Consider the following 25,916-nt stretch of genomic DNA (forward strand, 5'->3'; position numbering starts at 1 on the left):
GCCCGGACAACCAGGTGCGGCCCGGGGGAAAGAGAAGGTGGCGATGGATGCCGAAGCCCAGGAGAGTTTCCGGGAGTTCGTGGCCGGGAGGTCGACGGCGCTGCTGAGGACCGCCGTGCTCCTGTCCGGCGGGGACCGGCACGCCGCCGAGGACCTGCTGCAGAACGCGCTGGTCAAGGCGGCGGGCCGATGGCAGCGGATCGACGAACCCGAGGCGTACGTCCGGCAGGTCCTGTACCGGCAGCAGATCGGCCGCTGGCGGCTGAAGTGGCGGCGGCGCGAGGTCACCGTCGCCGAGCCGCCCGAGGCCGGTCACGCCCCGGACGCCTCGGGCGCCGCCGAGCTGCGGCTGCTGCTGCGGGCGGCCCTGTTCCGGCTCACCGCCCGCCAGCGCACCGTGCTGGTGCTGCGCTACTTCGAGGATCTGCCGGAGGGCGAGGTGGCCCGGATCCTGGGCTGTTCCGTCGGCACCGTACGGTCCACCACCCACCGCTCCCTGGCCCGCCTGCGCGAGCTGGCGCCCGAGCTGGCGGGGCTCGATCCCCGGCCGCAGCAGCGGTCCCGTGACTTCTCGCCCGTGGAGGTGCGTCCGTGAACGTGGAGGAACTCGTGCGCGAGGCGCTGCGGGAGCAGGCCGACGCGCAGCCGCCGGCGCCGGCGGGATTCGCCGAACGGGTGCTCGGGGCGCGCCGGCGCCGCCGCACCCGCAGGCTGGCGTCCGTCGCCGCGGCCACCGCCGCCGTGGTCGCGATCGCGGTGGGGGTGCCGCTGCTGGACTCCGGCGGCGAGAACGACGTACGGCCGTCCGGAGTGGTGGATTCCGGCGGGGTCCGGGCCCATCCGGACCAGTCGCCGCCGCAGGAGCTGATCGGCGCCGGGGACGCCGTGCTGGCCGCCTACTACACGGCGAAGATCCAGCCGCAGACCGCGAAGCGGGGCGTCTCGGCGCGCACCTACCACCTGCTCGACCCGAAGACCGGGCGGTACGAGAAGGACTCCCGCTGGTCCTTCGTCGCCGTCGCCCCGGGCCTGAAGACCGCCGCCGTGCTGGAGCGGACCCTGCCCGCCCACCGGATCGGCCTGCTCGACCTCGCGACGGGGGAGGTCGAGCGGTGGATCCCGGTCCAGCACGGCGTCGGCGGGCTCGCGTTCTCGTACGACGGCACCAGGCTCGTCGCGACGACGTACGACGAGAACCCCGATCTGCGGACCAAGGAGAAGCTGATCGGCGGCGAGGACAGGAAGGAGACGTGGATGTGGGCGCCCACGTTCGGCAAGTCGACCCGGTCCGGGTTCTACGACCTCGACGTGGCCTCCGGCGCCGGCTCCTGGAGCCCGGTCGCACCCGACCGCAACACCAACTCCCGCGCGGACTTCGCCTACAGCCGCACGGGCCGGCTGGTGTACGGGCAGTACATCGGCGGCCGGGACGGCCTCCAGCGGTTCTACGACCTCAGGGGCAGGAAGGTCGCCGCGCCCGCGGACGAGAAGTACCTGCGGTCGGACGTCCCCGCCCGGCTGTCCCCGAGCGGCAGGCTCGCCGCCCTCGGTCTGACGAAGGAGGTCGGCGGTTCCCCCGGCAGGTCCTGGTCCTCCCTCCGTGACCCCCGGACGGGCAAGGAGATCACCAAGGTCCGCGGATCCCACCTGCTCGCCTGGACCGACGAGAAGCACCTCATCGCCTGGGAACGGGTGACGAGCCTGGAGGAGGAGTACCGGCCCCGGCTCGTGCTGGTCACCCTCGGCAGCGACAAGGTCGTACCGCTGAGCGGCGTCCAGGAGCCGTACCGCCCCACCGACACGCAGGAGCCGTGGGAGCCCGTCTTCGCCCGCCGCTGATCAGCCCGCGGTGAGCGCCGCGTACCGCGCCAGCAGCCCGTCGGCCGTCTCCCGGCCGGCGGGCAGCAGCGGTGCGCGGACCGGGCCCGCGGGGAGTCCGAGGCGGGCCAGGAGTGCCTTCGCGGTGACCGTGCCGGGCAGACCCGCGCCCATCATCGCCTCGATCAACGGCGTAGCCGCCAGCTGGAGTTCGGTCGCCCGCGCGGTGTCACCGGCGTCGAACGCGGCCAGGATCGAGGCGATGTGGTCCGGGACGGCGTTGGCGACCGTGCTCACACAGCCCGCCGCGCCGACCGCGTACAGCGCCAGCACATGCTCGTCGCAGCCCGCGTAGTACGCCAACTCCGTGCGCGCCAGCACCTTCTGGGCGCCGAGGAAGTCGTAGGAGCAGTCCTTGACGGCCACGATGCGCGGGTGCTCCGCGAGGCGGATCATCGTGTCCGGCTCGATCCGGGTGCCGGTGCGGCCCGGGATGTCGTAGAGCATCACCGGCAGTTCGCTCGCGTCGGCGACCCGGCGGAAGTGGTCGGCCACGGCCTCCTGCGGGGGCCGGCTGTAGTACGGCGTCACCACCAGGACGCCGTCGGCGCCCGCCTTCCCGGCCGCGAGCGCCAGCTCCGCCGTGTGCCGGGTGTCGGCGGTGCCCACGCCGGTGACGAGCGCGGCCCGGTCGCCGACCGCCTCCCGGACGGCCGCCACCAGCCGGGCCTTCTCCTCGTCGGTGGTGGTGGGCGACTCGCCCGTGGTGCCGCTGAGGACCAGCCCGTCGCAGCCCTCCGCCACCAGGTGCGCGGCCAGCCGCTGCGCGCCGTCCAGGTCGAGCGCGCCCGCCTCGGTGAAGGGGGTGATCATGGCGCAGAGGGCGCGGCCGAAGGGGGCGGGATTGCGTGTGCTCGTCATGCGAGTAGTCTCGGCAGCGCATCGGTGAAGCTCTACTTAATTTTTCTACAGAATATGCCTAAGTATCGCTAACTTGTTTCGGGTTCGGCCGGAGGCCCTGTGTCCCACTCGGCCCTTCATGGGTCACTATGGCCGGAGGGTCACCGTCGTCAGGTCATGGGAGGCGCCATGAAGCTGGGCAAGGCACTGGCCACCGGGATCGCCGAGGAGCGGCCGCTCGTCCGCGAGGAAGAGCCACCGCTCCCCGAGGAGACCGTTCGCACGGAGGAGACGGTTCGCACGCAAGCGGCCGAACCGGCCGGGCCGGCCCGCGAAGAGGTCCCGGCCGCCCGATGAGGCTCCGGCTCCCGGCGGAACGCCCGACGGAGCCGCCGACCGGATACAAGATCGCCCGCCCGGTGCTGTCCCAGGACGGCACCCGGGCCGGCTTCACCGGTGTGTCGCTCGGCGGGGCGCTGGCGTACGCCGTCCTCGACGACGCCTCCTGCGTCTACGGCCTGCGGCACCGCCCGCCCGCGCGCCGGTGCGACTGCGGCTTCCACTGCGTCCACGACCGGGCGGCGGCCGAGGCGCTGCTGTGCACCGCCGAACACCGCACGGCCGTCCTGCTGGAGGTCTCCGTCCTCGGCGCCTACATCCGCTTCGAACACGGCTTCCGCTACGCCCGGCAGCGGGTGCGCACGGTCACGGTCGGCCCCTGCGGCTGCGGCGCCCGGTCCGCGGCGCTCGCCGACGCCGGCTGGGGCCGACCGGGCCGGCGGGTGCTGGCCCCCGCCTGCCCGGGCTGCGCCGGCGGGCGTCCGTCCGTCTCGCTCACCGGCTTCGCCCGGCTGGCCGGGCAGGGACTCCGGGTGGTCGCCGGCAGCGGCACGGCGACCCCGGCCACCGAGTTGACGCCCGACACCCGGCCGGGCGTGCCCGAACTGGTGGCCGAAGCGGCCCTCTTGCAGGCCCGCCTCGACTGGTTCCAGTCCCAACTCGCGCGACTCGGCGAACGCGGTGCCGAGGGCGGCGGACAGGGCTAAGTACGTCCGGTCCGGGTACCCGGACATTCCGCACAGAGAGGAGGCGGAGCACCGTGACCGTGACCCCGCACACCCGGCCCGCGGCCGACGGGCACCTCTCCACGGGAGAACTCGTCGGCCGGGCCACCGAGCAGCTCTCCCGGCTGCTGCGACAGGAGGTCGCCCTCGCCAAGGAGGAGCTGGCCGAGAAGGGACGCCGGGCCGGACGCGGCGGCGGACTGCTGGGTGCCGCCGGCGCCGTCGGCTACGTCGGGCTGATCATCCTGGCCGGAGCGGCCACCGCCGCCCTCTCCCTGGCACTGCCCCTGTGGGCGGCGGCGCTGATCGTGGCCGCGGTGTTCTTCGCCGTGGCCGGCCTGCTCGCCGCGGCCGGACGGGCCGAGCTGCGCCGCGCCGCCCCGCCCGCGCCCGAGGAGACGCTCGGCAGTGTCAGGGCGGACGTCGACGCGATCAGGGAAAGGGCACACCGATGAGGCACAGCCACCCGCACGGCTCGGGCGCCAAGGGCCCCGACGAACTGCGGCAGCAGATCGAACACACCCGGAGCCAGCTGGGCGACACGGTCGCCCAGCTGGTGAGCCGGGCCGATGTGAAGGGCCGGGCCCGGGCCCGGGCCGCCGACCTGAAGGACAAGGCCGGCGCCATGACCGTGCAGCTGCGCGTGGGCGCCGCCCAGGCGGGGCACGGCGTGCAGGACCGGGCGGCCAAGGCCGGCCACCTGGTGCAGGACCGCGCCACCCGGGCCGGGCACGGCGCCCAGGAACGGATGGTGAAGGCCGGGCACGGCGCCCAGGAACGGATGATCAAGGCCGGTCACCTGGTGCAGGAGCGGACCGGCCACGGCGGGCACTCCCTGCAGGAGCGGGCGCTCCAGGCCGGGCACACCCTCCAGGACCGCGCGGTCCACGCCGGGAACGCCGTGCAGCAGGACCTGCGGGTGCCGCGGCCGCTGCGCCGCGCCATGGGCGCCGCGCTGCGCCATCCCCGGCCGGCGCTGATCCTGGGCGCGACGGGCGCCGCCGTCGTCGGCGCGGCCGTGATCTGGCGCCGCATCGACCGCTCCCGGTGACCACGGAACGGCGGGGCCGGCCGGACGGACCGTCCGGCCGGCCCCGCCGCCGTGTCACGGACGGAACCGCAGCACCTGCGGGTCGTGGTCGCTGATCTGGTCGTTGAACTCCGCGTTCGTGTGCACGCTGTCGTACGCGAAGTCGCAGCCGCGGCGGATCGCCGGGCTGATCAGGATCTGGTCCAGGACCTGCTGGTTGCCCTGGTAGTCGTAGGTGTAGCGCTCGCTCTTCGGCAGCGACTTGATCGCCGACCACAGGGCGCCGTCATCCTCCAGGATCTTCGCGGTACCGGAGAACTCGAAGTCGTTCATGTCGCCGAGCGCGATGACGTCCGCGTTCTTCTGGACGGCCAGGACGTCCTTGACGAACGCGTTCACCGCGGTCGCCTGGGCGTGCCGCTGGATCTCCGAGCTGCGCACCGGCGGCTGGTACTGCGCGGTCAGCCCCTGGTCGCCACCCTTGGAGTTGAGGTGGTTCGCGATCACGAAGACGGTCTTGCCGCGGAAGACGAACTCGCCCGCGAGCGGCTTGCGGCTGTTGCTCCAGGCCGCGTTCCCCGGGTCGATCCGGCCCGGGGAGGCCGTCAGCTGCGCCTTGCCGTGCACCTTGGTGACCCCGACCGCGGTGGTCGAGTCGCCCCCCGCGCGGTCCACGAAGGACACCCGCTCCGGGTTGAACAGGAACACCTGGCGGATGTTGCCGCCCGGCTCGCCGCCGTCCTGGTCGTTGACCGGGTTGATCGAGCGCCAGTCGTACTTCGGGCCGCCCGCCGCGACGATCGCGTCGATCAGCTTGGTCACGGTCTCGTTCGCGTCGACCGTGCCGTCGTCCTTGGCGCCGTTGTTGTCCTGGATCTCCTCCAGGGACACGATGTCGGGCGACTGCAGGTTGTGCACGATCGCCGCGGCGTGCGGGCCGAAGGTGGCGTCCGACGGGTCGAGGTTCTCGACGTTGTACGTCGCCACCGCCAGCTCGCCGCGCGACTGCTTCCGCGTCGTCTCGCGCTGCAGGCCGCCGCTCTCCAGCGTGCCGAGCTCGCTCGCCACCAGGGTGTAGCCGCCGAACTGGTTGAAGTCCAGCGGACCGGTGGTGGTGCCCTCCAGGGTGTCGCCGACGTTCGCCTTCGGGAAGTCGGCGGTCGCGCCCAGCGACTGGATCTGCAGCCGGCCGGTGTTCTGGGAGTCGTAGGAGCCGTAGACCGTGCCGCCGCGGCGGTTGCGGTGCTCCCGCGGCTTCACCGTGACCCACAGCTCGCTGTACGGGTCGGTCGCCGTGACCACACGGGCGTCCTCGACCCGGACGTTCATGCCCTCCAGGGACTCGTAGTAGTCCAGGGCGTACGCCGACGGGTCCAGGGTGAGGCCGTTGACCGAGTTGCCCGCGGCCGCGTCGCCGGCGGGAGCGTACTCGTCCGGCACCGCGTCCTCGTCGACGACGGCCGGCGCCGGGACCGCGTTGCCGGTGGAGACGGTGGTGATCACCGGCTTGGTGAGCTCCGTCACCGACTGGTTGCCGGAGGAGGCGCCGCCCGGGACGTACTCGGAGACCGTGCCGGTCACCGTCACCGAGTCGCCGACCGCGACCTTCGGCGTGGAGCTGGTGAAGACGAACACGCCCTCGCTGGTGGCGGGGTTGTCGTCGGGGGTGGCGTCCTGGAGCCAGAAGCCCCGCGAGGAGCCGTAGGTACGCGTGGCCGTGACGACGCCGGGCACGTCCGTGACCTTCTGCCCGGCGAACGGCGATATTCGGGTCGTGCCCTGGATGTCGTGGACGCGCACCGAGTCGGCGTGCGCGGGCGAGGTGAGGACGACGACGGACGCCGCGCTGCAGACGGCGGCGACGGTGAGCGCGGCGAGGCGCGCGGAAGACCTGCTCGGCAAGGGTTCCCTCCGGGGACATGACTGAGCGCCGGGACGAGGGTGGAACGGGAGCGTGCGGGGCTCGTGGCCCTCTGTGACACGCATAGAGCCGAGTGAACAGTTGTCCCCCCAACTTCTACGCGCGTCAATCTCGTGCCTGGCCACGGGAGTTGTCAAGGTTTCGGCCATGCGTGGCCGCTTACGGGGAGATGAACCGGGCGGCATGGGTGGAAATCCGTCTAGGCTGAGCGGCTGAGCCCGTTTCACGGTCCGAGGAGAACCAGCCGATGTCAGACAGCTCCCCCCTGCCGCCGGTGCGGCTGCACCCCGAAGCGGAGCTGGCGCGCGCCGCGCTGTCCACGCCGTTGCTGTCCCGGGCCGCCCGCCTCGCCCGCTGGGCCGGGCCCGAGACCCGCGTGGACGCCGGTGGCGGGCTGGCCGAGGAACAGCTGCCGGCCGCCGCCGAGCTGCTCGGACTCACCGGTGACGACGCCGCCGCGTACGCCAGTGAGGCCTGGCGGGTCGCCCTGGACGCCGGCCTGGTCGAGATCGTGGACGAGGAGGCCGGCACCGTCCGGACGGGTGAGGAACTGGCGCTGCTCACCGGCGGCTCCCCGCAGGACGTGCTCGGCGTGTGGCTCGTCGCGCTGGAGACCGTCATCGCCGACGCCGCCGTCCCCGACCTGGACGACCTGGTCGACGCGCTGGACGCGGGCGGCGAGGTCGATTTCTCGTCACTCGACTGGGACCCGGAGGCCGAGGCGGAGTTCCTCGACGGCGTCCTCGGCAACCTCTACCTGCTGACCGTCAGTGAGGACGGCACCGGCGAGGGCCCCGTCCCGCTGCCCGCCCTCGCCGCCTCCATGCTCGTCCCCGACGACATGGGAGAACCCACCAACGACGTGCTGGAACAGGTCTCCGACGCCATGATGCGGCTGGACGACCAGTTCCGGGTGCTGGAGCCCGTCGGACTCGTGGCGTACCAGCCGGTGGACGAGGCCCTGATGGCCGACGCCGACGAGGAGCCCGCGGCACCGGTCGACGACACCGACGTCTCCCGGTACGGCATGGTCCGGCTCACCCCGCTCGGCGTGTACGGCCTGCGGGCGCGGCTGCTGGAGGCCGGGTTCACGGCGCCCGCCGTCGGTGACCTGGCCGACAAGGGAGCGGACGTGCTGCTCGACGGCACCGCCCGGTTCGGCCGGTCCGCCGCCCGGGCCGAGACCGAGCAGTGGCTCGACCGCCGCGAACCGCTGGCGGCGGCACGGGAACTGCTGGCCGCGGCACGCGGCACGGACCCGGGCGCCCCGCTGCGCAGGCTCCGCTGCCAGCAGGCGCTGACGCTGGTGGGCGCCGAGGCCGAACCCGCGCTGCGCGAGGTGCTGGACGACCCCGAGCTGGGCGGACTCGCCCGGGTGTGGCTGAGCGAGCGAGGGGCCGCGGGCGTACCGGCGCCGTCGCAGGACCTGGTGTTCTGGCTGACCATCGACACCGTGGCCGCGCAGCTCCAGGCCGAGGGCAACTCCGAGGAACTCCAGACCCTGGTGGAGGGGCTGGCCGCGCAGCACAGCGGCTTCTTCGCGGCGGCCTGGCGGGTGGAGCACCCCGCCACCGCCGAGGTGCTGGACGCGATGGGACGGCTGCACCCGGACAAGAAGGTCGCCAAGGAGGCGCGGAAGGCCGCGTTCAAGGCGCGCTCCCAGCAGGGCGGCTGAGCCTCGCCCGGACCCGGCCCGCCGCGCGGCGGGCCGGGAGCCACCGCGACGGACGCGGCCGGTGCGGCCCACGGCGGGCATGGGCGAGGCCGGTGCGGCCCACGGCGGGCGCGGACAGGGCCGGTACCTGGGCTGCGCAGGGGATGACGCGGACGGATTCATGGAAGAGGGGACCGCGAAGTAGCCGCCCGTTCAACTCCTGTTCAGGGGGCGGCGGAAACGTGTGGCCGAAACCGAGGCCCCCCACCCTCCACGGCACTTCCACCGTCGCACAGGAGACACCATGTCGTTCACCCGCAGGGACTTCGCCAGAAAATCCGCGATCACCGGTGCCGGGGTCGCCCTGGCGGGCAGCGTCGGCGCCCTCGCCACCGCGCCGAACGCCCTTGCCGCCACGGACTCGGAGACCGCCGAGGCGGAGTCCGCACACGGGGGCCACCACCATCACGGCGTGGGCTACGGCCCCCTGATCCCCGACCCGGACGGCATCCTCGCCCTGCCCGCCGGCTTCCGGTACGAGATCATCACCTACAGCGGCAGGACCACCCTGGAGTCCGGCGAGTTCACCCCCTCCAACCACGACGGCACGGCCACCTTCGAGGGCCCCCGCGGCGCCACCCTCCTGGTCAACAACCACGAGCTGGCCGGCGCCCGCGCCCAGTGGCCGCACCCGGTGCCGCTCGCCGAGGGCCTCGTCTACGACCCGGCGGCGGCGGGCGGCTGCACGGTGGTCGAGGTCCGCCGCGGCGGCAAGGTCGCCGAGTGGGTCGGCATCGCCGGCACCGCCACCAACTGCGCGGGCGGCAGCACTCCGTGGGGGACCTGGCTGACCTGTGAGGAGACCGAGGACAAGGCCGGCAAGAACGGCTTCACCAAGGACCACGGCTACGTCTTCGAGGTCGACCCGGAGGACCGCCGGGCCAACCGCGACCCCAAGCCCGTCAAGGCCCTGGGCCGCTATGCCCACGAGGCCGTCGTGGTCGACCCCAAGCGCGGCCACCTCTACCTCACCGAGGACGCCTCCGGCCCCAACGGCCTGCTCTACCGCTGGACCCCGCCGGAGGGCTTCCGGCACGGCCGCGGCAAGCTGCGCACCCTCGCCGACGACGCGGGCGTGCTCCAGGCGTTCAAGTGCTTCGACTCCGGCGGCACGTTCGTGGACGACCTGTCCCGTGCCACCAGGATCGGCACCGTGTACGGCGTCGACTGGGTGGACGTCCCCGACCGTGACGCCAGGACCGTCTCGGTGCGCAAGCAGTTCTCCGACGGCCAGGTCACCCGCGCCCGCAAGCTGGAGGGCATGTGGTGGGGCGACGCCGGTGTCTACCTCGTCTCCTCCTTCGCGCGCGCGGAGAGCCCGGTCCAGCACGACGGCCAGGTCTGGTTCTACGACCCCAAGCGCCGCACCCTGACGCTGAAGGTGCTGCTCGGCGTGAACCCGGACCCGGCCGTGGACGGCGACTTCGACGGCCCCGACAACATCACCGTCTCCCCGTACGGCGGCCTGGTCATCGCCGAGGACGGCGAGGGCGTCCAGCACCTGTTCGGCGCCACCGAGAGCGGCCGGACCTACCCGATCGCCCGCAACGAGCTGAACATCGGCACCGAGGAGGAGCCCGAGTTCAGCGAGTTCACCGGCGTCACCTTCTCGCCCGACGGCCGGACCCTGTACGCGAACATCCAGACCCCGGGCATCATGCTGGCCATCACGGGTCCCTGGAAGCGCCAGAAGCGCGACTGAGCCGCACCCGCGGTTAATTCGCTCGCTCGTCCCGCGGCCCCCCTCCTAGAGTGATCCTCGTCCAGGTGCGACAGGCAGGACCTACTTCCACTCTTCATGGGGAGGCCGCGGGTTCGAATCCCGCCACCGGCTCGACGGGCCGGTGTAGCTCAGAGGCAGAGCACCATACGTCGGTTCCGCCGCCCTCGATCTCTGGACACCAGAACTTCCTGCACCTCCCGGTGCGCAGGCCGCGGTTGCTTCTTCTGCACGGAGAATCCGACCGCCGCCGATCTGATCTCGGGAGGCGCAGCTCATGGTGGGTGCCCGGTGCGCAGGCAGCGGTTACTTCATGGGATCGGGCGGTTGCGGGTTCGAGTCCCGTCATCGACTTCGGGTCGGTGTAGCTCAATCGGTAGAGCACCTGGAAAAAAGTCCGTCGCCGACTTCTGATCTCGGGCACCCTCCATCCGCTGCGCCTCCCTCCGGAACTCAGCATGAATTCGGGGGAATTCACCATGGCGCGATTCAACACGCGTGCCGCCCGGACCCAGCGGAAGTCGGCGGTGGCGTCGACGGGCCGGGTACTGCGGACCCACGAGGGCGGCCGGGGCCGGGAGCGCGATCCGCGTTCGGAACTGTTCCTGCTCGCCGTCTCCCATTTCGTCTCGCAGAACACCTTCTACGAGAACGCCGGGGACCGTGACGACCGCTTCACCCGCCTGATCCGCGACCTCGCCGTCAGCGACCCGGAGTGGACGGCCGGCCTGCTCGGCTGGCTGCGCGGCGCCGGCAACATGCGGACGGCGTCACTGGTGGGCGCCGCCGAGTACGTGCACGCACGACTGACGGCCGGGGCGACCGGCGGCCCGTCGAACCGGCGGGTCGTGGCCTCCGTGCTGCAGCGCCCCGACGAGCCCGGCGAACTGCTCGCCTACTGGACGTCCACATACGGCCGCGCCCTGCCCCAGCCCGTCAAGCGCGGCGTCGCCGACGCCGTACGACGGCTCTACCACGCCCGGTCGCTGCTCAAGTACGACACCGCCACCAAGGGGTACCGCTTCGGCGACATCCTCAACCTGGTGCACGCCTCGCCGGACCCGGACAAGCCGTGGCAGGGCGACCTGTTCCGGTACGCGCTGGACCGGCGGCACCACCCGGAGACCGCCGCGCCGCCCGCGTCGCTGCCGGCGCTCGTCCGGCATCGCGAGCTGATGGCGCTGCCCGTCGGGCGGCGGCGGGCGGTCGTCACCGCGCCCGACGGCGCCGAGCGGCTGGCGGCGGCCGGTTTCACCTGGGAGGCGCTGGCCGGCTGGCTCCAGGGGCCGATGGACAAGGCGGCCTGGGAGGCCGTGATCCCGTCCATGGGGGCGATGGCACTCGTCCGCAACCTGCGCAACTTCGACGAGGCCGGGGTCTCGGACGAGGTCGCCGCCCGGGTCGCGGCGCGGATCGCCGATCCGGAGGAGGTGCACCGCTCGCGGCAGTTCCCCTTCCGCTACCTGGCCGCGTACCAGCACGCGCCCTCACTGCGCTGGTCCTACCCGCTGGAGCAGGCGCTCGGCCACTCGCTCGGCAACGTGCCCGCGCTGCCGGGCCGCACGCTCGTGCTGGTCGACCGGTCGGGCTCGATGTTCTGGTCGCGGGTGTCGGAGCGTTCGCAGCTCAGCCGGGCCGACGCGGCGGCGGTCTTCGGCACGGCCCTCGCGCTGCGGGCGGCGGACGCCGATCTCGTGCAGTTCGGCTCGACCAGCGACGAGGTCGCGTTCCGCAAGGGCGAGTCGGTGCTGAGGATCCTGGAGCGCTTCGGCGACCTGGGCGGCACGGACACCACCGAGGCGGTGCGCCGGCACTACCGGGGACACGACCGGGTGCTGATCGTCACCGACGAGCAGTACGCCCCGCACCGGCACGGCGACCCGACCGCACAGATCCCGGACCGGGTCCCCGTCTACACCTGGAACCTGGAGGGCTACCGGGCGGGCCACGGCCCCTCGGGCACGGGCAACCGGCACACCTTCGGCGGTCTCGGCGACGCGGCCTTCCGCATGGTCTCGCTGCTGGAGAGCGGCCGGGACGGACGCTGGCCCTGGCTCGCCTGAGCGAGCGGGCCCGGACGCCGCCCGAGCCCGGCCCGCCCGAGCCCGGCCCGCCCGAGCCCGGCCCGCTCGGGCCGGCCTGGCCGGGCGAGCCGGGCCCGCTCCCTCAGGCGTACCTACCGCGCCCCGTTCCGGGCGTCCGCGCGCCTGCCGGTCAGGATCGTGGCCGCCACCAGCAGGCCGGCCGCGGTGAGCAGGGCGCCGGCGGCGAAGGCGTGGGCGGCGCCGTGGGTGAGGACGGCGTCCGGGGCGCCGGTGGCGTGCCGGGTCGCCGCGCCGTACACCGTGACCAGCACGGACAGCCCGACCGTGCCGCCCAGCCACTGCAGGGTCTGCAGCAGGCCGGACGCCGCGCCCGCGTCCTTCGGGGTGACGGCGGACAGGATCGTCGCGTTGAGCGGCATGAAGCTCATACCGAGGCCCAGGCCCACCAGGACCAGCGGTCCGAGCAGCCCCACCGCGTACCCGTCCCCGGGCTGGAGCAGGGTCAGCCAGCCGGTGCCGAGCGCGGCCAGGGACATGCCCGTCAGCAGCACCGGCTTCGTACCGAACCGGGCCAGCAGCCGGGGCACCAGCCGTACGGTCGTGAACATCACCAGCGTCATCGGCAGGAAGGCGAGGCCCGCGCGCAACGGGCTGTAGCGCAGCACCTCCTGGCCGAACAGGGTGAGGAAGTAGAAGGCGCCGAACATGCCCGCGGGCAGCAGCAGGATGCTCACGTACCCGCCGGCCCGGTTGCGGTCGGCGAACAGGCGCAGCGGCAGCACCGGCTGGTCCGCCCGCGACTCCACCACCAGGAAGCCCGCGAGCAGCACGGTCGCCGCGGCGAAGCCGAGCAGGGCCCGGGGATCGCTCCAGCCGCCTTCCGAGACCCGGATGAACGCGTACACCAGCGCGGTCGTGCCGGCCGTCCCGGTCAGCGCGCCCGGCAGGTCGAACCGGCCCCTGTGGCGCGGGGTCTCGGCGACGAAGCGGGGCAGGGCGAGGGCCAACGCCAGACCTATCGGGACGTTGACGAGCAGGGCCCAGCGCCAGGACGCCCACGAGGTGAGCATGCCGCCGAGGACCAGACCGACGCTGCCGCCGATGCCGGCCATGGAGGAGTAGACGCTCAGTGCCCGGTGCCGGGGCGGGCCGTCGGGGAAGCTGGTGGTGATCAGGGCCAGGGTGCTCGGGGCGATGAGGGCGGCGCCCAGGCCCTGGAGCGCGCGGGCGGCGAGCAGCCGGCCGCCGTCGGTGGCGAGCCCGCCGAGCAGGGAGGACAGCGCGAACAGCAGGACGCCTGCGGTCAGGGTGCGGCGGCGGCCGAGGAGGTCGCCGACGCGTCCGCCGAGCAGCAGCAGACCGCCGAAGGCGAGGGTGTAGGCGTTGAGCACCCAGGACAGGCCGGTGCGGCTGAAGTGCAGGCCCTGCTGGATGTCGGGCAGCGCCACGTTGACGACGGTGGAGTCGACGCCGACCATCAGGTAGGCGGTGACGATGACGAGGAGGGTGGTGCCGAGCCGCGCGGACGGTGCGGGCACGGTGGTCGCGGCGGAGGTGGTCGTGGACGGTGCGGACGGGGTGGACAAGGCGGTCTCCCGGTCTGGTGTCCCCCGGGCGCGCGGCTTCCGCGGGCAGGGGTGAGCTGCCCACGAAGCACTACGACGGTAAGCGGGGACGGTCTCCGTTTAGTGCTCGATAAGATACGGAGAGAGTCCCCGGTTTGCAAGGAGTGAGTGGATGACGCAGAGCAGGCCCATGCGCGCGGACGCTCGGCGCAACTACGAGCGGTTGCTGAAGGTGGCGGCGGAAGCCTTCGCCGAGCATGGGGAGAACGCGTCACTCGACGACATCGCCAAGCGGGCGGGCGTCGGCTCGGGCACGCTCTACCGGCACTTCCCCACCCGGCAGGCGCTGTTGGAGGCGGCCTATCTGGACCGGATCGAGGCCCTGGGCGTGCGCGCCGACGAGCTGGCCGGGGAACTGCCGCCGGGCGAGGCGCTCATGGAGTGGCTGTACGAGCTGGCTGTCCGCACCCTTCAGGTGCGGGGGATGAAGGCCCTGCTCGGCTCGGCGGTGACGCAGAGCGGCGCGGCGGCGCTGACGGTCTGCGGGGACGTGGTGAAGGGGGCGGTGGCCCGGCTGGTGGAGGCGGCTCAGGCGGAGGGGGCGCTGCGGGGGGACGTGGCGCCGATCGAGGTGCTGCGGCTGGCCCACGGAGTGGCTTCGGCCGCGGAGCTGGCGGGGGCGGGGGAGCCGGAGATCCGGCGCTACCTGGGGCTGCTGCGAGAAGGGCTGCGGGCCGGCTGACGGTGAGAAGGGCTGCGGCCGGCTGACGGGGTGGGCGGTGCCGGTCGGCCGTCTCCCGGAGGCGCGCGGGCCGCGCCTCCGGCCATGGCGGCGCCGCGGCCGGGGACGGCTGCACGACGGCGCCGCCGCCGGGGACGGCCGTACGACGGCGCCGCGGCCGGGGACGGCCGCGATGACGGCGGCGGGTCCCCGGCGCGGCCCCGGTCGGTGCCGCTCTACAGCGCCCTCGCCCCCGGATCCACCATGTTGCGGACCGTCCGGGCCTTCACGAAGTCGCCCAACGCCGTCATGTCCCACTCGCCGGAGAACTGGCGGACGAGCTTGGCCATCATGACGCCTGTCTGCGGCTCGGCGCCGGTGAGGTCGAAGCGGACCAGCTCCTCGTCCGTGGCCGCGTCGACCAGGCGGCAGTACGCCTTGGCGACCTCCGTGAACTTCTGGCCGGAGAAGGAGTTGACCGTGAAGACCAGGCCGGTGACCTCCTGGGGGACACGGCCCAGGTCGACCACGATGACCTCGTCGTCGCCACCGCCCTCACCGGTGAGGTTGTCGCCGGAGTGCTTGACCGCGCCGTTGAGGATCGACAGCTTGCCGAAGTAGCAGCTGTCGACGTGGTTGCGCTGCGGGCCGTAGGCGATGACCGAGGCGTCCAGGTCGATGTCCTTGCCCCGGAAGGCCGGCTCCCAGCCGAGACCCATGCGCACCTGGGAGAGCAGCGGGCGGCCGCCCTTGACGAGCGACACCGTCTGGTTCTTCTGCAGGCTGACGCGGCCCTTGTCCAGGTTGATCTTCCCGGCCCCCGGCACCGGAGCGGGCGGCGGGGCCACCGGCCGGGGCGGGGCGGCCGGCTGCGGCGGGGCCATCGGCTGCGGCGGGGCGGCGGGGGCCGCCGCGGGCGCGGGGGCGGCCGGGGCCGCGGCCGGCTCCTCCACCGTCACGCCGAAGTCGGTCGCGATGCCCGCGAGCCCGTCGGCGTACCCCTGGCCGACGGCCCGTGCCTTCCACGCGCCGCCCCTGCGGTAGACCTCCACGACCACCAGCGCGGTCTCGGTGCCGAGCTGCGGCGGGGTGAACGTCGCCAGCACGGCGCCGCCGTCCGCGTCCCGGATCGTGGCCGTCGGCTCGATGCCCTGGAAGGTCTGCCCGGCCGCGTCCGGGCTGGCCGTGACGACGATCTTCTCGATGTCCGGCGGCACGGCGGCGGTGTCGACCGTGACCGCGTCGGGGGTCGTACCGCCGCCGGAGCGGTACGACACGCCCGGGCCCGCCGGCTGGTTGTAGAAGATGAAGTCGTCGTCGGAACGCACCTTGCCGTCGGCGGTGAGCAGCAGGCCCGACACGTCGAGCCGCACCGGAGCGGAGACGTCCACCGTCACGCGCGCGGCCGAGAGAGGGATGTTCGAGCCAGGGGTCATAGCTGTCATGCCGGGTGAACGAACGGCACCGCTTTACCGTTCCCTTACCGGACGGCTCACCGCTCTCCCGTCGGCCGAACGGCCTACGGCACGACGACGATCTTGCGTCCCACCCCCGCCGCGAACTGCTCCAGCGCCTCGGGGTACCGGTCGAGCGGGAGCCGGTCGCTGATGAACACCTCGGGGTCCAGGACGCCGTTCGCGAACAGCTCCGCCGCTCGCTCGAAGCTGTGCAGCACCGCCATGGAGCCGGTGATGGTGATCTCCTGGTTGTAGATCCGGTACGGGTCGATCGTCACCCGGGTGGCGTAGTCGGCCACTCCGAACTGCAGGAACGTGCCCGCCTTCGCCACGCGGCCCAGCCCGTCCTGGATCGCCGCCGCGTTGCCGGTCGCGTCCACCACCACGTCCCAGCCCTGCGGCCGGTCCAGTTCGTCCGCGCTGCCCGCCGCGCCCGAGACCCCGAGCCGGCGGGCCGTCTCCAGGCGGGCCGGGTTGACGTCCACCACGTCCACGCCGGCCGCACCGGTCCGCTTGGCCAGCTCCAGCATCATCAGGCCCATGGTTCCGGAGCCGTAGATCAGGACGTGGGCGCCCAGGCGGGACCGGAGCACGTCGTAGCCGCGCACCGCGCAGGACAGGGGCTCCACCAGGGCCGCGTCCTCGGTGCGCACGTGCTCGGGCAGCTTGACGCAGTTGGCCACGGGGGCCACCGCGTACCGGGCCGCCCCGCCCGCCGTCGTCACGCCGATCGCGCCCCACCGCTCGCACATGTTGTTGTGGCCGTCGCGGCAGTAACGGCACTCGTGGCAGTACAGCGACGGGTCCACGGCCACCCGGTCGCCGACCGCGATCTCGGTCACCCGGGTGCCGACGCCGACGACCTCGCCGGCGAACTCGTGGCCCGGGACGATCGGCAGCTTGGGCGCGAACTCGCCCTGGAGGATGTGCAGGTCCGTGCCGCAGAGTCCGCAGGCGGCGACCTCGACGACGACCTCGCGGGGCCCCGGCGTCGGGTCGGGCACCTCGGTGACGACGGCACGGCCCACGGACTCGATGACGGCGGCCTTCATTTCACGGCTCCCAACGACAGGCCCTGGACCAGCTTGTCCTGGGCGGCGAACCCCGCGGCGAGCACCGGCAGGGAGATGACGAGCGACGCGGCGCACACCTTGGCCAGGAACAGGCCCTGGCTGGTGATGAAGCCGGTCAGGAAGACGGGGGCGGTCTCGGCGACCACGCCCGTCAGGACCCGGGCGAACAGCAGCTCGTTCCAGCTGAAGATGAAGCAGATCAGGGCCGTGGCGGCGATGCCGGGCAGGGCGATGGGGGCCACCACGCGCGCGAGGATCGTCGGCAGCCGGGCGCCGTCGATCTGCGCGGCCTCGATCACCGCCACCGGTACCTCGGCGAGGAACGACTGCATCATCCACACCGCGATCGGCAGGTTCATGGAGGTGTAGAGGATGACCAGGAGCCAGATGTTGTCGAGCGTCCCGGTGTTCTTCGCGAACAGGTAGATCGGCAGCAGACCGGCCACGACCGGCAGCATCTTCGTGGACAGGAAGAAGAACAGGACGTCCGTCCACTTCCGCACCCGCCGGATCGACAGGGCGTACGCCGCCGGCAGGGCGAGGAGCAGGACGCAGACGGTCGAGACCAGCGACGCGACCGTCGAGTTGATCAGCGCGGGCCAGGGGCTGGCCCCACCGCCCGCGCCGAAGAACTCGCGGTAGCCGTCGAGGGTGAGGGCGGCGCCGAAGGACGGCGGGTTGGTCGCCGCGTCCGTCTCGGAGTGGAAGGACGTCAGCGCCATCCAGGCGATGGGCAGGAAGAAGACGATGCCGGCCAGCCAGGCCACCAGGCCGAGACCCAGACCCCGGCGCTTTCCGGTCGTCACGGCGATGCCGCTCATGCGCGGGACACCTCCTCGCGGAACAGGGACGACACCACGCGCAGGGCGAAGGTCGCGATGACGATCGAGCCGATGACCACCAGGACGCCGGCGGCCGAGGCGAGGCCGTTCTCGTGGGCCTGGTAGAAGCTCTGGTAGACGGTGTAGGGGAGGTTGGCGGTGCCCAGGCCGCCGGACGTGATCGTGAAGACCGCGTCGAAGTTCTGGACGATGTAGATCGAGCCCAGCAGGGCGCCGAGTTCGAGATAGCGGCGCAGGTGCGGGAGGGTCAGATGGCGGAAGATCTGCCAGTCGCTCGCGCCGTCCACCCGCGCGGCCTCGATCTGTTCGGGGTCACGGCTCTGCAGACCGGCGAGCAGGATCAGCATCATGAACGGCGTCCACTGCCACACCAGGGAGGCCTCGACCGCCAGCAGCGGTGTGCGGGAGATCCAGTCGGGCTGGGGGCCGCCGACGTAGTGCAGGAGCCCGTTGAGGAGGCCGTACTCGGGGTTGTAGAGGACGTGCTTCCAGAGCAGGGCCGCGGCCACCGGGACGACCAGGAACGGGGCGATCAACAGGGTGCGGACGACGCCCCGGCCGCGGAAACGGTGGTTCAGCAGGAGTGCCAGTGCCAGGCCGAGGACCAGGCTGACGAGGACCACCGTCACGGTGAGCAGCACGGTCGTCCACACCGAGTGGCGCAGGTCCGCGTCGGTGAGGACCTGGTGGTAGTTGTCGAGGCCGGTGAAGCGTCGGGCCTGCGGGTAGAGGGCGTTCCAGTCGAAGAAGGAGATCACCAGCGTGGCCACGAAGGGCAGCTGGGTGACGGCGATCATGAAGACGAGGGCGGGCAGGAGGGGGGCCCGGGTGGCCCAGGCGCGCAACCGGGCGGAGGGCCGCCGGGAGGCGCGTACCGGTGTTGCCGCACAGGGGGCTGTCGTCGCGGTCATCGTCCCTCGTACTCCTTGGAGATCTTCTCGGCGAGCTGCTGGGACTTCCTCAGGGCCGAGTCCGTGGACTGGCGTCCGGCGATGGCCGAACTGATCTCCTGGGAGACCTTGGTGCCGAGATCGGTGAACTCGGGGATGCCGACGAACTGGATGCCGGGCGCGGGACGCGGCTGTACGCCGGGGTCGTTCGGGCGGGTGCCCTCGATGGCCTCCTTGGTCATCTCCTGGAACGCGGCGGCCGACTTGCGGTAGTCGGCGTTCGCGTAGGTCGAGGCCCGCTTGCCCGCGGGCACGTTCGACCAGCCGCTGGTCTCGCCGACCAGCTGCTCGTAGCCCTTGCCGGACGCCCAGGACACGAACTTCCAGGCCTTGTCCGGGTTGCGGGAGGCCTGCTGGATGCCCCAGGCCCAGGTGTAGAGCCAGCCGGAGGACGGCGTCTTCTCCACGGGCGCGGGGGCGTAGCCGAGCCTGCCCCGCACCGGGGAGCCGTCGGCCTCCAGCAGGCCGGCCGCGGAGGTGGCGTCGTACCACATGGCGACCTTGCCCTGGGTCATGTTGTTGAGGCACTCGGCGAAGCCGGACTGGGCGGCACCCGACTCGCCGTGCTCGCGGACGAGGTCGACATAGAACTTCGTCGCCTTGCGGAAGGCCGGGGAGTCGAGCCGCGCCTTCCAGTCCTTGTCGAACCAGGTGCCGCCGAACGTGTTCACGACCGTGGTGAGCGGGGCCATCAGCTCGCCCCAGCCGGGCAGGCCGCGCAGGCAGATGCCGCGCATGCCGGGCCGGGCGCCGTCGGCCTTGGCGGCGAGCTCGGCCACCTGCCGCCACGTGGGACGGGCGGGCATCGTCAGGCCCTTCGCGGCGAACACGTCCTTGCGGTACATCAGGAAGGACGACTCGCCGTAGAAGGGCTGCCCGTAGAGCTTGCCGTCGGTGCCGGTCAGGGACTGGCGCATCGGTTCGAGGACGTCCCGCTCGTCGTACGAGGGGTCCTTGGCGACGTACGGGTCCAGGTCGTGCAGCCAGCCGTTGCGGGCGTAGATCGGTATCTCGTAGTTGGACAGCGTGGCGACGTCGTACTGGCCGGCCTGGTTGGCGAAGTCCTGGCTGATCTTGTCGCGGACGTCGTTCTCGGGGAGGACCGTGAAGTTGACCTTGATGCCGGTCTCCTTGGTGAAGTGGGCGGCGGTCAGCTTCTGCAACTCGGTCATCTGCGGGTTGTTGACCATCAGGACGTTGATGGAGTCGCCGCCTGAACCGGACCCGCCCGCGCCGACCCAGCAGCCGGAGAGCAGCGGGGCGAGCAGCGTCCCTGCGGCGGCCATGGCGAGCGTGGCTCGCGGCCTCCGTCGGCTCTGGGTTCGCATGGATCGCTCCTGGATTTATCGGGATATATAGGGCACGAATGGGTGGGGACGAGCGTCACGGTGGACGGGTTCGTTTCTTCGGTGCGGGTGGTCAGACCCGGATGACCTGGGGGCCCAGCAGTGCGTACCGGTGGGCCTCCGACGTCGGCAGCTGGGTGCTCGTCACGATCGCCTCCAGTTCGGCGACCTCCGCGAACCGGCAGAAGCTGACCGCCCCGAACTTGGTGTGCACGCCGGCGAAGACGGTCCTGCGCGCGGCCCGGACGGCCTGGGCCTTGACCTCGCTGACCGCGGGGTCGGGCGTGGTCAGGCCGTTCTCGCGGGAGATGCCGTTGGAACCGATGTAGGCGAGGTCGATCACGAAGCCGGCCAGCATCCGGGTCGTCCAGTGGTCGACGGTCGCCAGCGTGCCGGCCCGGACGCGTCCGCCGAGGAGCAGGACCGACATGTTCTCGGTCTCCGCCAGGGCGCCCGCGACCGGCAGGGACGCGGTGACCACGGTCAGCGGCCGGTCCTTCGGCAGCGCCTCGGCGATGAGCTGCGGGGTGAAGCCCTCGTCGACGAAGACCGACTCGGCGTCCCCGAGCAGCTCGGCCGCCGCGGCGGCGATCCGGCGCTTCTCGGGCACGTGGCTGGTGGCGCGGAAGGCGAGCGTGGTCTCGAAGCCGGCGCTCTCCACCGGGTAGGCGCCGCCATGGGTGCGGCGGACCAGACCGTGGTCCTCCAGGGCGCGCAGATCGCGCCGGATGGTCTCCTTGGCCACGCCCAGCTCCGTGGCGAGCGCGGTGACGTCCACCGAGCCGGTGGTGCGGGCGGCCCGTACGATCTCGCGCCGGCGTTCGTCCGTCGTCCACATGCTCATGTCGTCACCCACTTCCCTGTGGAGCTGCCCGTTCGGGCTCCTGGGGGAAGTTCTACCCTCGGCGCGCGCGGCTGACCAGGTCTGCCGTGGGCCCGATCCTGCCCGGTTGTGCCCGTTCCGCGCCGCCCGTGACCGTCGCGGACCTGCGCGGCTGTCCGGGGCGGGGTGGGAACGGGCACGTCGGATGCCCGGACAGGGTGACGGGCGGGCCCGTTCGGTGCCCGCCCGCGCGTGTGGACGATCGATTCCGGCCGCTTCGAGCCGCCGGAGGGCTCAGTACGGCCAGAGGGGCGGGTCGTTCACGAAGTGGCCGCCCAGGTGACTGTGGGCCGGGTTCCCCGGGTCCAGCTCGCCCTGCTCGGCGACCAGCTTCTCGGCGTACGGCTCGGAGTCGTCCCGCGGCTCGTAGCCGAGCGCCCGCGCGGTGGTCAGGTCCCACCACAGGCGGGTGTTGGCGGAGGAGCCGTAGACGACCGTGTGACCGACCTCCTCGGCGGTCAGGGCCGCGTGGAAGAGACGGGCGCCGTCGGCCGGGCTCATCCACACCGAGAGCATGCGGACGCTGGTCGGCTCCGGGAAGCAGGAGCCGATGCGCACGGAGACGGTCTCCAGGCCGTGCTTGTCCCAGTACAGCTGGGCCAGGTCCTCGCCGAAGGACTTCGACAGACCGTAGAAGGTGTCCGGGCGGCGCGGGGTGTCGACGGGGACGAGCGGCTCGCCCGCGCGCGGGGCCGGGGTGAAGCCGACGGCGTGGTTGGAGGAGGCGAACACGATCCGCGGCACACCCTCCTGGCGGGCGGCCTCGTACAGGTGGTACGTGCCCTCGATGTTCGACCTCAGGATCTTCTCGAAGGGTGCTTCCAGGGAGATGCCCGCGAGGTGCAGGACCGCGTCCACGCCCCGCACGGCCTCGCGCAGCGCCTTCGTGTCGGTGAGGTCCGCGGTGACGGCGTCCGGCTCCCCCTCGATCGGGCGGACGTCGAACAGGCGCAGTGTGTAGCCGTACTCCGGAAGCAGGGACCGCATCAGGGTGCCGAGCCCGCCGGCGGCGCCGGTGAGCAGGAGGGTGCGGGGAGCGGGCATCCTTCGATCTCCTTGACGTCGGGTGAGAGGGTGGCCGCATGCATGGACAGGATTCACATCCGTGGACACGCTAGGGAGCCGCCGCATGCCCCGTCAAGTGTGCCGTGACAGGCGGAAATCCGCTGCCGTGTTGCCCGTTCGCCCGCTTGACCCGCCGCGATACCGGACCGTAGCGTGAGGCTGTTCAGAAATATAGACGCCGATCAGAAGCATGCACCGACAGGGAGTGCCTGTGACGCCAGCACCACTCGCCGCCCGGCTCCGTGACCCGAGCGGGCCGCTCTTCTTCCCCGTCACGGCCTACGGCCCCGGCGGCTCACTCGACCTGGACGTCTACCGCGCCCATGTGCGCCAGGGGGTCGCGGCCGGGGCCGCCGCCGTCTTCGCCTGCTGCGGCACGGGGGAGTTCCACGCGCTGCTGCCGGAGGAGTTCGAGTCCTGCGTCCGGGCGGCCGTCGAGGCGGCCGACGGGCGTGTCCCGGTCGTCGCGGGCGCCGGTTACGGCACCGCCCTCGCCGTCCGCTACGCCCGGCTCGCCGCCGGCGCGGGCGCCGACGGCCTCCTCGCCATGCCGCCCTACCTCGTGGTCCCCGCCCAGGAGGGCCTGCTGCGGCACTACCGGGAGATCGCCGCGGCCACCGCCCTGCCGGTCGTCGTCTATCAGCGCGACAACGCGGTGTTCACCCCCGCGACCGTGGCCGAACTGGCCCGCACGGACGGCGTGATCGGCCTCAAGGACGGCCTCGGCGACCTCGATCTGATGCAGCGCGTCGTCAGCGTCGTCCGCACCGAGGTCCCCGGCGACTTCCTGTACTTCAACGGACTGCCCACCGCCGAACAGACCCAGCTCGCCTACCGCGCGCTCGGCATCACCCTGTACTCCTCCGCGGTCTTCTGCTTCGCGCCGGAGATCGCCCTCGCCTTCCACCGCGCACTGGAGTCGGACGACCTGCCCACCGCGCACCGCCTGCTGGACGGCTTCTACCGCCCGTTCGTGGAACTGCGCGCCCAGGGGCGCGGCTACGCCGTCTCCCTGGTCAAGGCCGGAGTGCGGCTGCGCGGCCTGGACGTCGGCGAGGTCCGGCCCCCGCTGCACGAGCCGGCCGAGGACCACGTCAAACAGCTCGCCCAGCTGATCGAGCGCGGCCACGCCCTGCTGGAGGGGGACACGTGAGCGGGCACGGCCGCGTGCCGGGACGGGAAGGGTGCGGGAGGGAGCCCGGCCGCGTGCCGGGACGACGAGGGCGCGGGAGCGTGCTCGGCCGCGTGCGGGACGAGGAGGGCGTGTGAGGGCGTCGGCGTTCGTCTACCCCTGGGACGTCAACGGGGATCCCGAGGCCCCCGCACGCATCGCGGGACTCGGCGTCGAGCAGGTCACCCTCGCCGCCGCCTACCACTCCACGCGCGCGCTGACCCCGCGCCACCCCCGCCACCGCATCGTCACCGCCGAGTACGCGTCCGTCCTCTACCCGCCGGGCGACCGCTGGTCGGGCCGCGGCCTGCGGCCCTACCCCGCCGGCCGCTGGGCCCCCGGCAACGCCTACGGCGAGGCTGCCGAGGCCCTCGCCGGGGCCGGACTGGAGGTGCACACCTGGGTCGTCCTCGCCCACAACTCCCGGATGGGTGCCGAACACCCCGACACCTCGGTCGTCAACGCCTACGGCGACCGCTACCCGTGGGCGCCCTGCGTCGCCCAGCCCGCCACGCGCGCGTACCTGGTCGACCTGGCCGCCGAGGCCGCCGTACGTCCCGGCGCGCGCGGCACGGAACTGGAGTCCCTCGGCTGGTACGGGCTCCAGCACCTGCACGCCCACGACAAGACCGCCGGGGTGGGCCTCGGGGACGCCGGGCAGTACCTGATGTCCCTGTGCTTCTGCCCGTCCTGCCGGACCGGCTACGGCGTCCGGGGCCTGGACGCCGACGCGCTGGCGGCGGCCGTACGGCAGGCGCTGGAACCGCTGTGGCGGGGCACGGCCGGCGACGAGGGCTGGCCGACGGTCGGGAAGCTGCTCGGCGAGGACACCGCGGCCGCCACGCGCGCGTGGCGCGACACCACCGCCCGCACCCTCCAGGAGGAGGCCGTGGCCGCCGTCCGTGCCGCCGCGCCCGACGGTTTCCGGATCCTGCTGCACGCCGACCCGGTCTCCTACCACTGCGGTGCCAACGTGGGCGTCGATCCCGCCCACATCCTCTCCGTCGCCGACGGGGTGGTGGTGCCCTGCACGGGCGGGACGGCCCTGCTGGCGCCCTTCGCCGAGCGGGCGCGGGAGGGGACGGTGCTGGCCGCCAACCTCACCGTCGTCACCGGGATGGGCGGCAGCCCCGGCACGCTCGCGGCGGACGCGGCACGCGCGCGTGCCGACGGGGCGACGGAACTGCGGCTGTATCACGCCGGGTTGGCGTCGGACGGCGATCTCGACGCGGTGCGCGCGGCACTGTCCGCGCGCTGACGCAGCAGCGCGGCGGCCGTGCCGAGCAGCGCCGTGCCGTAGAGCGGCAGCAGCAGTCCGGGGCCGGCCGACGCCACCAGGCCGGCCCCGGCGGCGAGCCCGAGCACGTTGGGGGTGAACATCAGCGTGTGGGCGGTCGCCGTGGCCCGGCCGAGCAGGGGGCCGGGCGTCTCGCGCTGGACGGCGGTGAGCGCGGCGATCAGCACACAGGGCAGCCCCAGGCCGGCCACCGCGGCGGAGGCCGTCGCCAGCGGGTCCCACGGTACGGCCCGGACCACCGTCGAGACGCCGGTCAGGGCGATCCCGGCCGCCGCGAACCGCCGGGCGCCGAGTCTGCGCAGCGCCGGCCCGGCGAGCAGCCCGGCGGTCGCCGAGCCGGCTCCCTGGGCGGCGTACAGCACGCCCGTGTAGGCGGGGGAGTGGCCGAGCCGGTCGACCACGGCGTACACCGTCGTGCTGCTCAGCGCGACCAGCAGCATCGTGGCACCGGCCGCCCCGACCAGCGGGCGCAGCCCGGGGTGTCCCCACAGGTGCCGGGCGCCCTCGGCGGTCTCCCGCCGCCAGCCGGCACCGGACCCGGCGGGCGGCTTCTCGCGCACCCGGAGCAGACCGCACACCCCGGCCGACAGGAGGAAGCTGACCGCGTCCAGACAGGCCACGGCGGGGCCGCCGCAGGCCGCGTAGAGTCCCGCGCCGGTCAGCGGGGCGACGAGCTTCATGCCCTCGGTGACGGTCATGCGCAGGCCGTTGAGGTCACCCAGGAGGTCCGCGCCGACCGCGGCGCCCACCAGCGCCGACTCGGCGGCGTCCTGGACGGCCCCGGCGGCGCCGTACACCAGCAGGACGGCGAACAGCAGCCACAGGCGGCCGGGGGAGTCGACGGCGAGGAGGGTGAGGAGCAGGGCCGCGAGGCCCAGGTCCAGGCTGATCAGGAGGGGCTTCCGGGGGAACCGGTCGGCGAGCGTGCCGAGCGCCGGCCCGGCCAGGGTGGGGGCCCACAGGGCGAGCATGCACAGGGCGGCCAGACCGTCGGAGCCGGTCATGTCCTTCACCCACACGCCCGACGCCAGCCACAGCGCGGACGTGCCGAATCCGGACACCACCACCGCCGCCAGGTACAGCGCCGCGTTGCGGTCCCGCAGCACGCGGAACACGGTCGGGGAAGTCGTCATGCCTGGTCATCATGTGTCTAAGGAGGGGGCGCCGGGATGGGGAGGATGCCGCGGTTCGCGGGGCGGGCGCGGGTGTGGGGATGAGGCGGGGCGAGGGGTGAGCGGGGGGTGGGGACGAGGCGGGGTGCGGGGCCGAGGGGTGGGCCTGGGCGGGTGGGAGCCGGGACGGCGGCCGTGGCACCGCCGGGACGGCCGGGCGGG

The 25,916-nt window shown here is 73.1% G+C and carries 23 protein-coding genes; 12 read left to right on the forward strand and 11 right to left on the reverse strand.

The features are described 5' to 3' along the window. Nucleotides 1–43: 43 nt before the first annotated feature. Both ACZ7KF_RS31685 and ACZ7KF_RS31690 read left to right on the forward strand, forming a co-directional pair. Nucleotides 44–595, forward strand: a complete 552-nt coding sequence (locus ACZ7KF_RS31685; RefSeq protein WP_471082635.1) for a SigE family RNA polymerase sigma factor — start codon at nt 44–46, stop codon at nt 593–595. Then, nucleotides 592–1,839, forward strand: a complete 1,248-nt coding sequence (locus tag ACZ7KF_RS31690) for a WD40 repeat domain-containing protein (RefSeq protein WP_471082638.1) — start codon at nt 592–594, stop codon at nt 1,837–1,839. Before ACZ7KF_RS31685 ends, ACZ7KF_RS31690 begins: the two co-directional genes overlap by 4 nt. Here the strand turns inward: ACZ7KF_RS31690 and dapA are convergent, their stop codons facing one another. Then, complete coding sequence (gene dapA, locus ACZ7KF_RS31695; protein WP_471082641.1) at nt 1,840–2,739, reverse strand: 4-hydroxy-tetrahydrodipicolinate synthase; 900 nt, start codon at nt 2,737–2,739, stop codon at nt 1,840–1,842. 168 nt (nt 2,740–2,907) lie between these two features. Here dapA and ACZ7KF_RS31700 point away from each other — a divergent pair, with 168 nt between their 5' ends. Genes ACZ7KF_RS31700 through ACZ7KF_RS31715 form a run of 4 tightly spaced genes read left to right on the forward strand, consistent with a single transcriptional unit; the run spans nt 2,908 to nt 4,833 of the window. Further along, entirely contained in the window at nt 2,908–3,075 is a 168-nt protein-coding gene (locus ACZ7KF_RS31700; RefSeq protein ID WP_471082644.1) for a hypothetical protein, read from the forward strand. Continuing rightward, complete coding sequence (locus ACZ7KF_RS31705) at nt 3,072–3,764, forward strand: hypothetical protein (RefSeq protein WP_471082647.1); 693 nt, start codon at nt 3,072–3,074, stop codon at nt 3,762–3,764. Before ACZ7KF_RS31700 ends, ACZ7KF_RS31705 begins: the two co-directional genes overlap by 4 nt. A 53-nt stretch (nt 3,765–3,817) precedes the next feature. Then, the gene (locus ACZ7KF_RS31710) at nt 3,818–4,237 is read left to right on the forward strand and encodes a phage holin family protein (RefSeq protein WP_471082650.1); all 420 of its coding nucleotides are present in this window, start codon (nt 3,818–3,820) and stop codon (nt 4,235–4,237) included. Continuing rightward, nucleotides 4,234–4,833: a DUF3618 domain-containing protein gene (locus tag ACZ7KF_RS31715; protein ID WP_471082653.1), complete on the forward strand. Its 600-nt coding sequence runs from the start codon at nt 4,234–4,236 to the stop codon at nt 4,831–4,833. Before ACZ7KF_RS31710 ends, ACZ7KF_RS31715 begins: the two co-directional genes overlap by 4 nt. Nucleotides 4,834–4,887: 54 nt before the next feature. Here ACZ7KF_RS31715 and ACZ7KF_RS31720 read toward each other — a convergent pair whose 3' ends face one another. Further along, complete coding sequence (locus tag ACZ7KF_RS31720; protein ID WP_471082656.1) at nt 4,888–6,714, reverse strand: endonuclease/exonuclease/phosphatase family protein; 1,827 nt, start codon at nt 6,712–6,714, stop codon at nt 4,888–4,890. A 266-nt stretch (nt 6,715–6,980) separates the two neighbouring features. Between ACZ7KF_RS31720 and ACZ7KF_RS31725 the strand changes: the two genes are divergently transcribed. The 3 genes from ACZ7KF_RS31725 (at nt 6,981) to ACZ7KF_RS31735 (ending at nt 12,230) form a co-directional block, all read left to right on the forward strand. Then, nucleotides 6,981–8,408 carry a hypothetical protein gene (locus ACZ7KF_RS31725; protein ID WP_471082659.1) on the forward strand — a complete coding sequence of 476 codons (1,428 nt, stop codon included), beginning with the start codon at nt 6,981–6,983 and terminating at the stop codon, nt 8,406–8,408. A 283-nt stretch (nt 8,409–8,691) separates the two neighbouring features. Then, the gene (locus tag ACZ7KF_RS31730; RefSeq protein WP_471082662.1) at nt 8,692–10,149 is read left to right on the forward strand and encodes an alkaline phosphatase PhoX; all 1,458 of its coding nucleotides are present in this window, start codon (nt 8,692–8,694) and stop codon (nt 10,147–10,149) included. 497 nt (nt 10,150–10,646) lie between these two features. Beyond that, the gene (locus tag ACZ7KF_RS31735; RefSeq protein ID WP_471082664.1) at nt 10,647–12,230 is read left to right on the forward strand and encodes a TROVE domain-containing protein; all 1,584 of its coding nucleotides are present in this window, start codon (nt 10,647–10,649) and stop codon (nt 12,228–12,230) included. A 113-nt stretch (nt 12,231–12,343) separates the two neighbouring features. Here the strand turns inward: ACZ7KF_RS31735 and ACZ7KF_RS31740 are convergent, their stop codons facing one another. Then, a complete protein-coding gene (locus tag ACZ7KF_RS31740; protein WP_471082668.1) occupies nt 12,344–13,798 on the reverse strand; it encodes an MFS transporter in 1,455 nt (484 codons plus the stop codon). A gap of 151 nt (nt 13,799–13,949) precedes the next feature. Between ACZ7KF_RS31740 and ACZ7KF_RS31745 the strand changes: the two genes are divergently transcribed. Then, entirely contained in the window at nt 13,950–14,519 is a 570-nt protein-coding gene (locus ACZ7KF_RS31745; protein WP_471082671.1) for a TetR/AcrR family transcriptional regulator, read from the forward strand. A gap of 215 nt (nt 14,520–14,734) precedes the next feature. On the opposite strand, the gene ACZ7KF_RS31750 is transcribed toward ACZ7KF_RS31745, so the two are convergent. The 7 genes from ACZ7KF_RS31750 to ACZ7KF_RS31780 all read right to left on the reverse strand — a co-directional run bounded on the left by ACZ7KF_RS31750 (nt 14,735) and on the right by ACZ7KF_RS31780 (nt 22,093). Continuing rightward, complete coding sequence (locus tag ACZ7KF_RS31750; RefSeq protein ID WP_471082674.1) at nt 14,735–15,934, reverse strand: TerD family protein; 1,200 nt, start codon at nt 15,932–15,934, stop codon at nt 14,735–14,737. A gap of 83 nt (nt 15,935–16,017) precedes the next feature. Then, nucleotides 16,018–17,007: a zinc-dependent alcohol dehydrogenase family protein gene (locus tag ACZ7KF_RS31755; RefSeq protein ID WP_471082677.1), complete on the reverse strand. Its 990-nt coding sequence runs from the start codon at nt 17,005–17,007 to the stop codon at nt 16,018–16,020. After that, the gene (locus ACZ7KF_RS31760) at nt 17,004–17,849 is read right to left on the reverse strand and encodes a carbohydrate ABC transporter permease (RefSeq protein ID WP_471082680.1); all 846 of its coding nucleotides are present in this window, start codon (nt 17,847–17,849) and stop codon (nt 17,004–17,006) included. The genes ACZ7KF_RS31755 and ACZ7KF_RS31760 overlap by 4 nt, the downstream gene beginning before the upstream one ends. Further along, entirely contained in the window at nt 17,846–18,781 is a 936-nt protein-coding gene (locus tag ACZ7KF_RS31765) for a carbohydrate ABC transporter permease (RefSeq protein WP_471082684.1), read from the reverse strand. Before ACZ7KF_RS31765 ends, ACZ7KF_RS31760 begins: the two co-directional genes overlap by 4 nt. After that, complete coding sequence (locus ACZ7KF_RS31770; protein ID WP_471082687.1) at nt 18,778–20,148, reverse strand: ABC transporter substrate-binding protein; 1,371 nt, start codon at nt 20,146–20,148, stop codon at nt 18,778–18,780. Before ACZ7KF_RS31770 ends, ACZ7KF_RS31765 begins: the two co-directional genes overlap by 4 nt. Nucleotides 20,149–20,239: 91 nt before the next feature. Next, entirely contained in the window at nt 20,240–21,010 is a 771-nt protein-coding gene (locus ACZ7KF_RS31775) for a DeoR/GlpR family DNA-binding transcription regulator (RefSeq protein ID WP_471082690.1), read from the reverse strand. A gap of 273 nt (nt 21,011–21,283) precedes the next feature. Continuing rightward, nucleotides 21,284–22,093 (reverse strand): NAD-dependent epimerase/dehydratase family protein, encoded by an 810-nt coding sequence (locus tag ACZ7KF_RS31780; RefSeq protein ID WP_471082693.1) that lies wholly within the window; start codon nt 22,091–22,093, stop codon nt 21,284–21,286. A 232-nt stretch (nt 22,094–22,325) separates the two neighbouring features. Here ACZ7KF_RS31780 and ACZ7KF_RS31785 point away from each other — a divergent pair, with 232 nt between their 5' ends. Then, nucleotides 22,326–23,267, forward strand: a complete 942-nt coding sequence (locus ACZ7KF_RS31785) for a 5-dehydro-4-deoxyglucarate dehydratase (protein WP_471082696.1) — start codon at nt 22,326–22,328, stop codon at nt 23,265–23,267. A 112-nt stretch (nt 23,268–23,379) separates the two neighbouring features. Then, nucleotides 23,380–24,543 (forward strand): hypothetical protein, encoded by a 1,164-nt coding sequence (locus tag ACZ7KF_RS31790; RefSeq protein WP_471082699.1) that lies wholly within the window; start codon nt 23,380–23,382, stop codon nt 24,541–24,543. On the opposite strand, the gene ACZ7KF_RS31795 is transcribed toward ACZ7KF_RS31790, so the two are convergent. Continuing rightward, nucleotides 24,480–25,715, reverse strand: coding sequence for an MFS transporter (locus ACZ7KF_RS31795; protein WP_471082701.1), 1,236 nt, complete (start codon nt 25,713–25,715; stop codon nt 24,480–24,482). The genes ACZ7KF_RS31790 and ACZ7KF_RS31795 overlap by 64 nt on opposite strands. Nucleotides 25,716–25,916: the final 201 nt, after the last annotated feature.

The sequence above is a fragment of the Streptomyces sp. NPDC038200 genome, assembly GCF_055600785.1.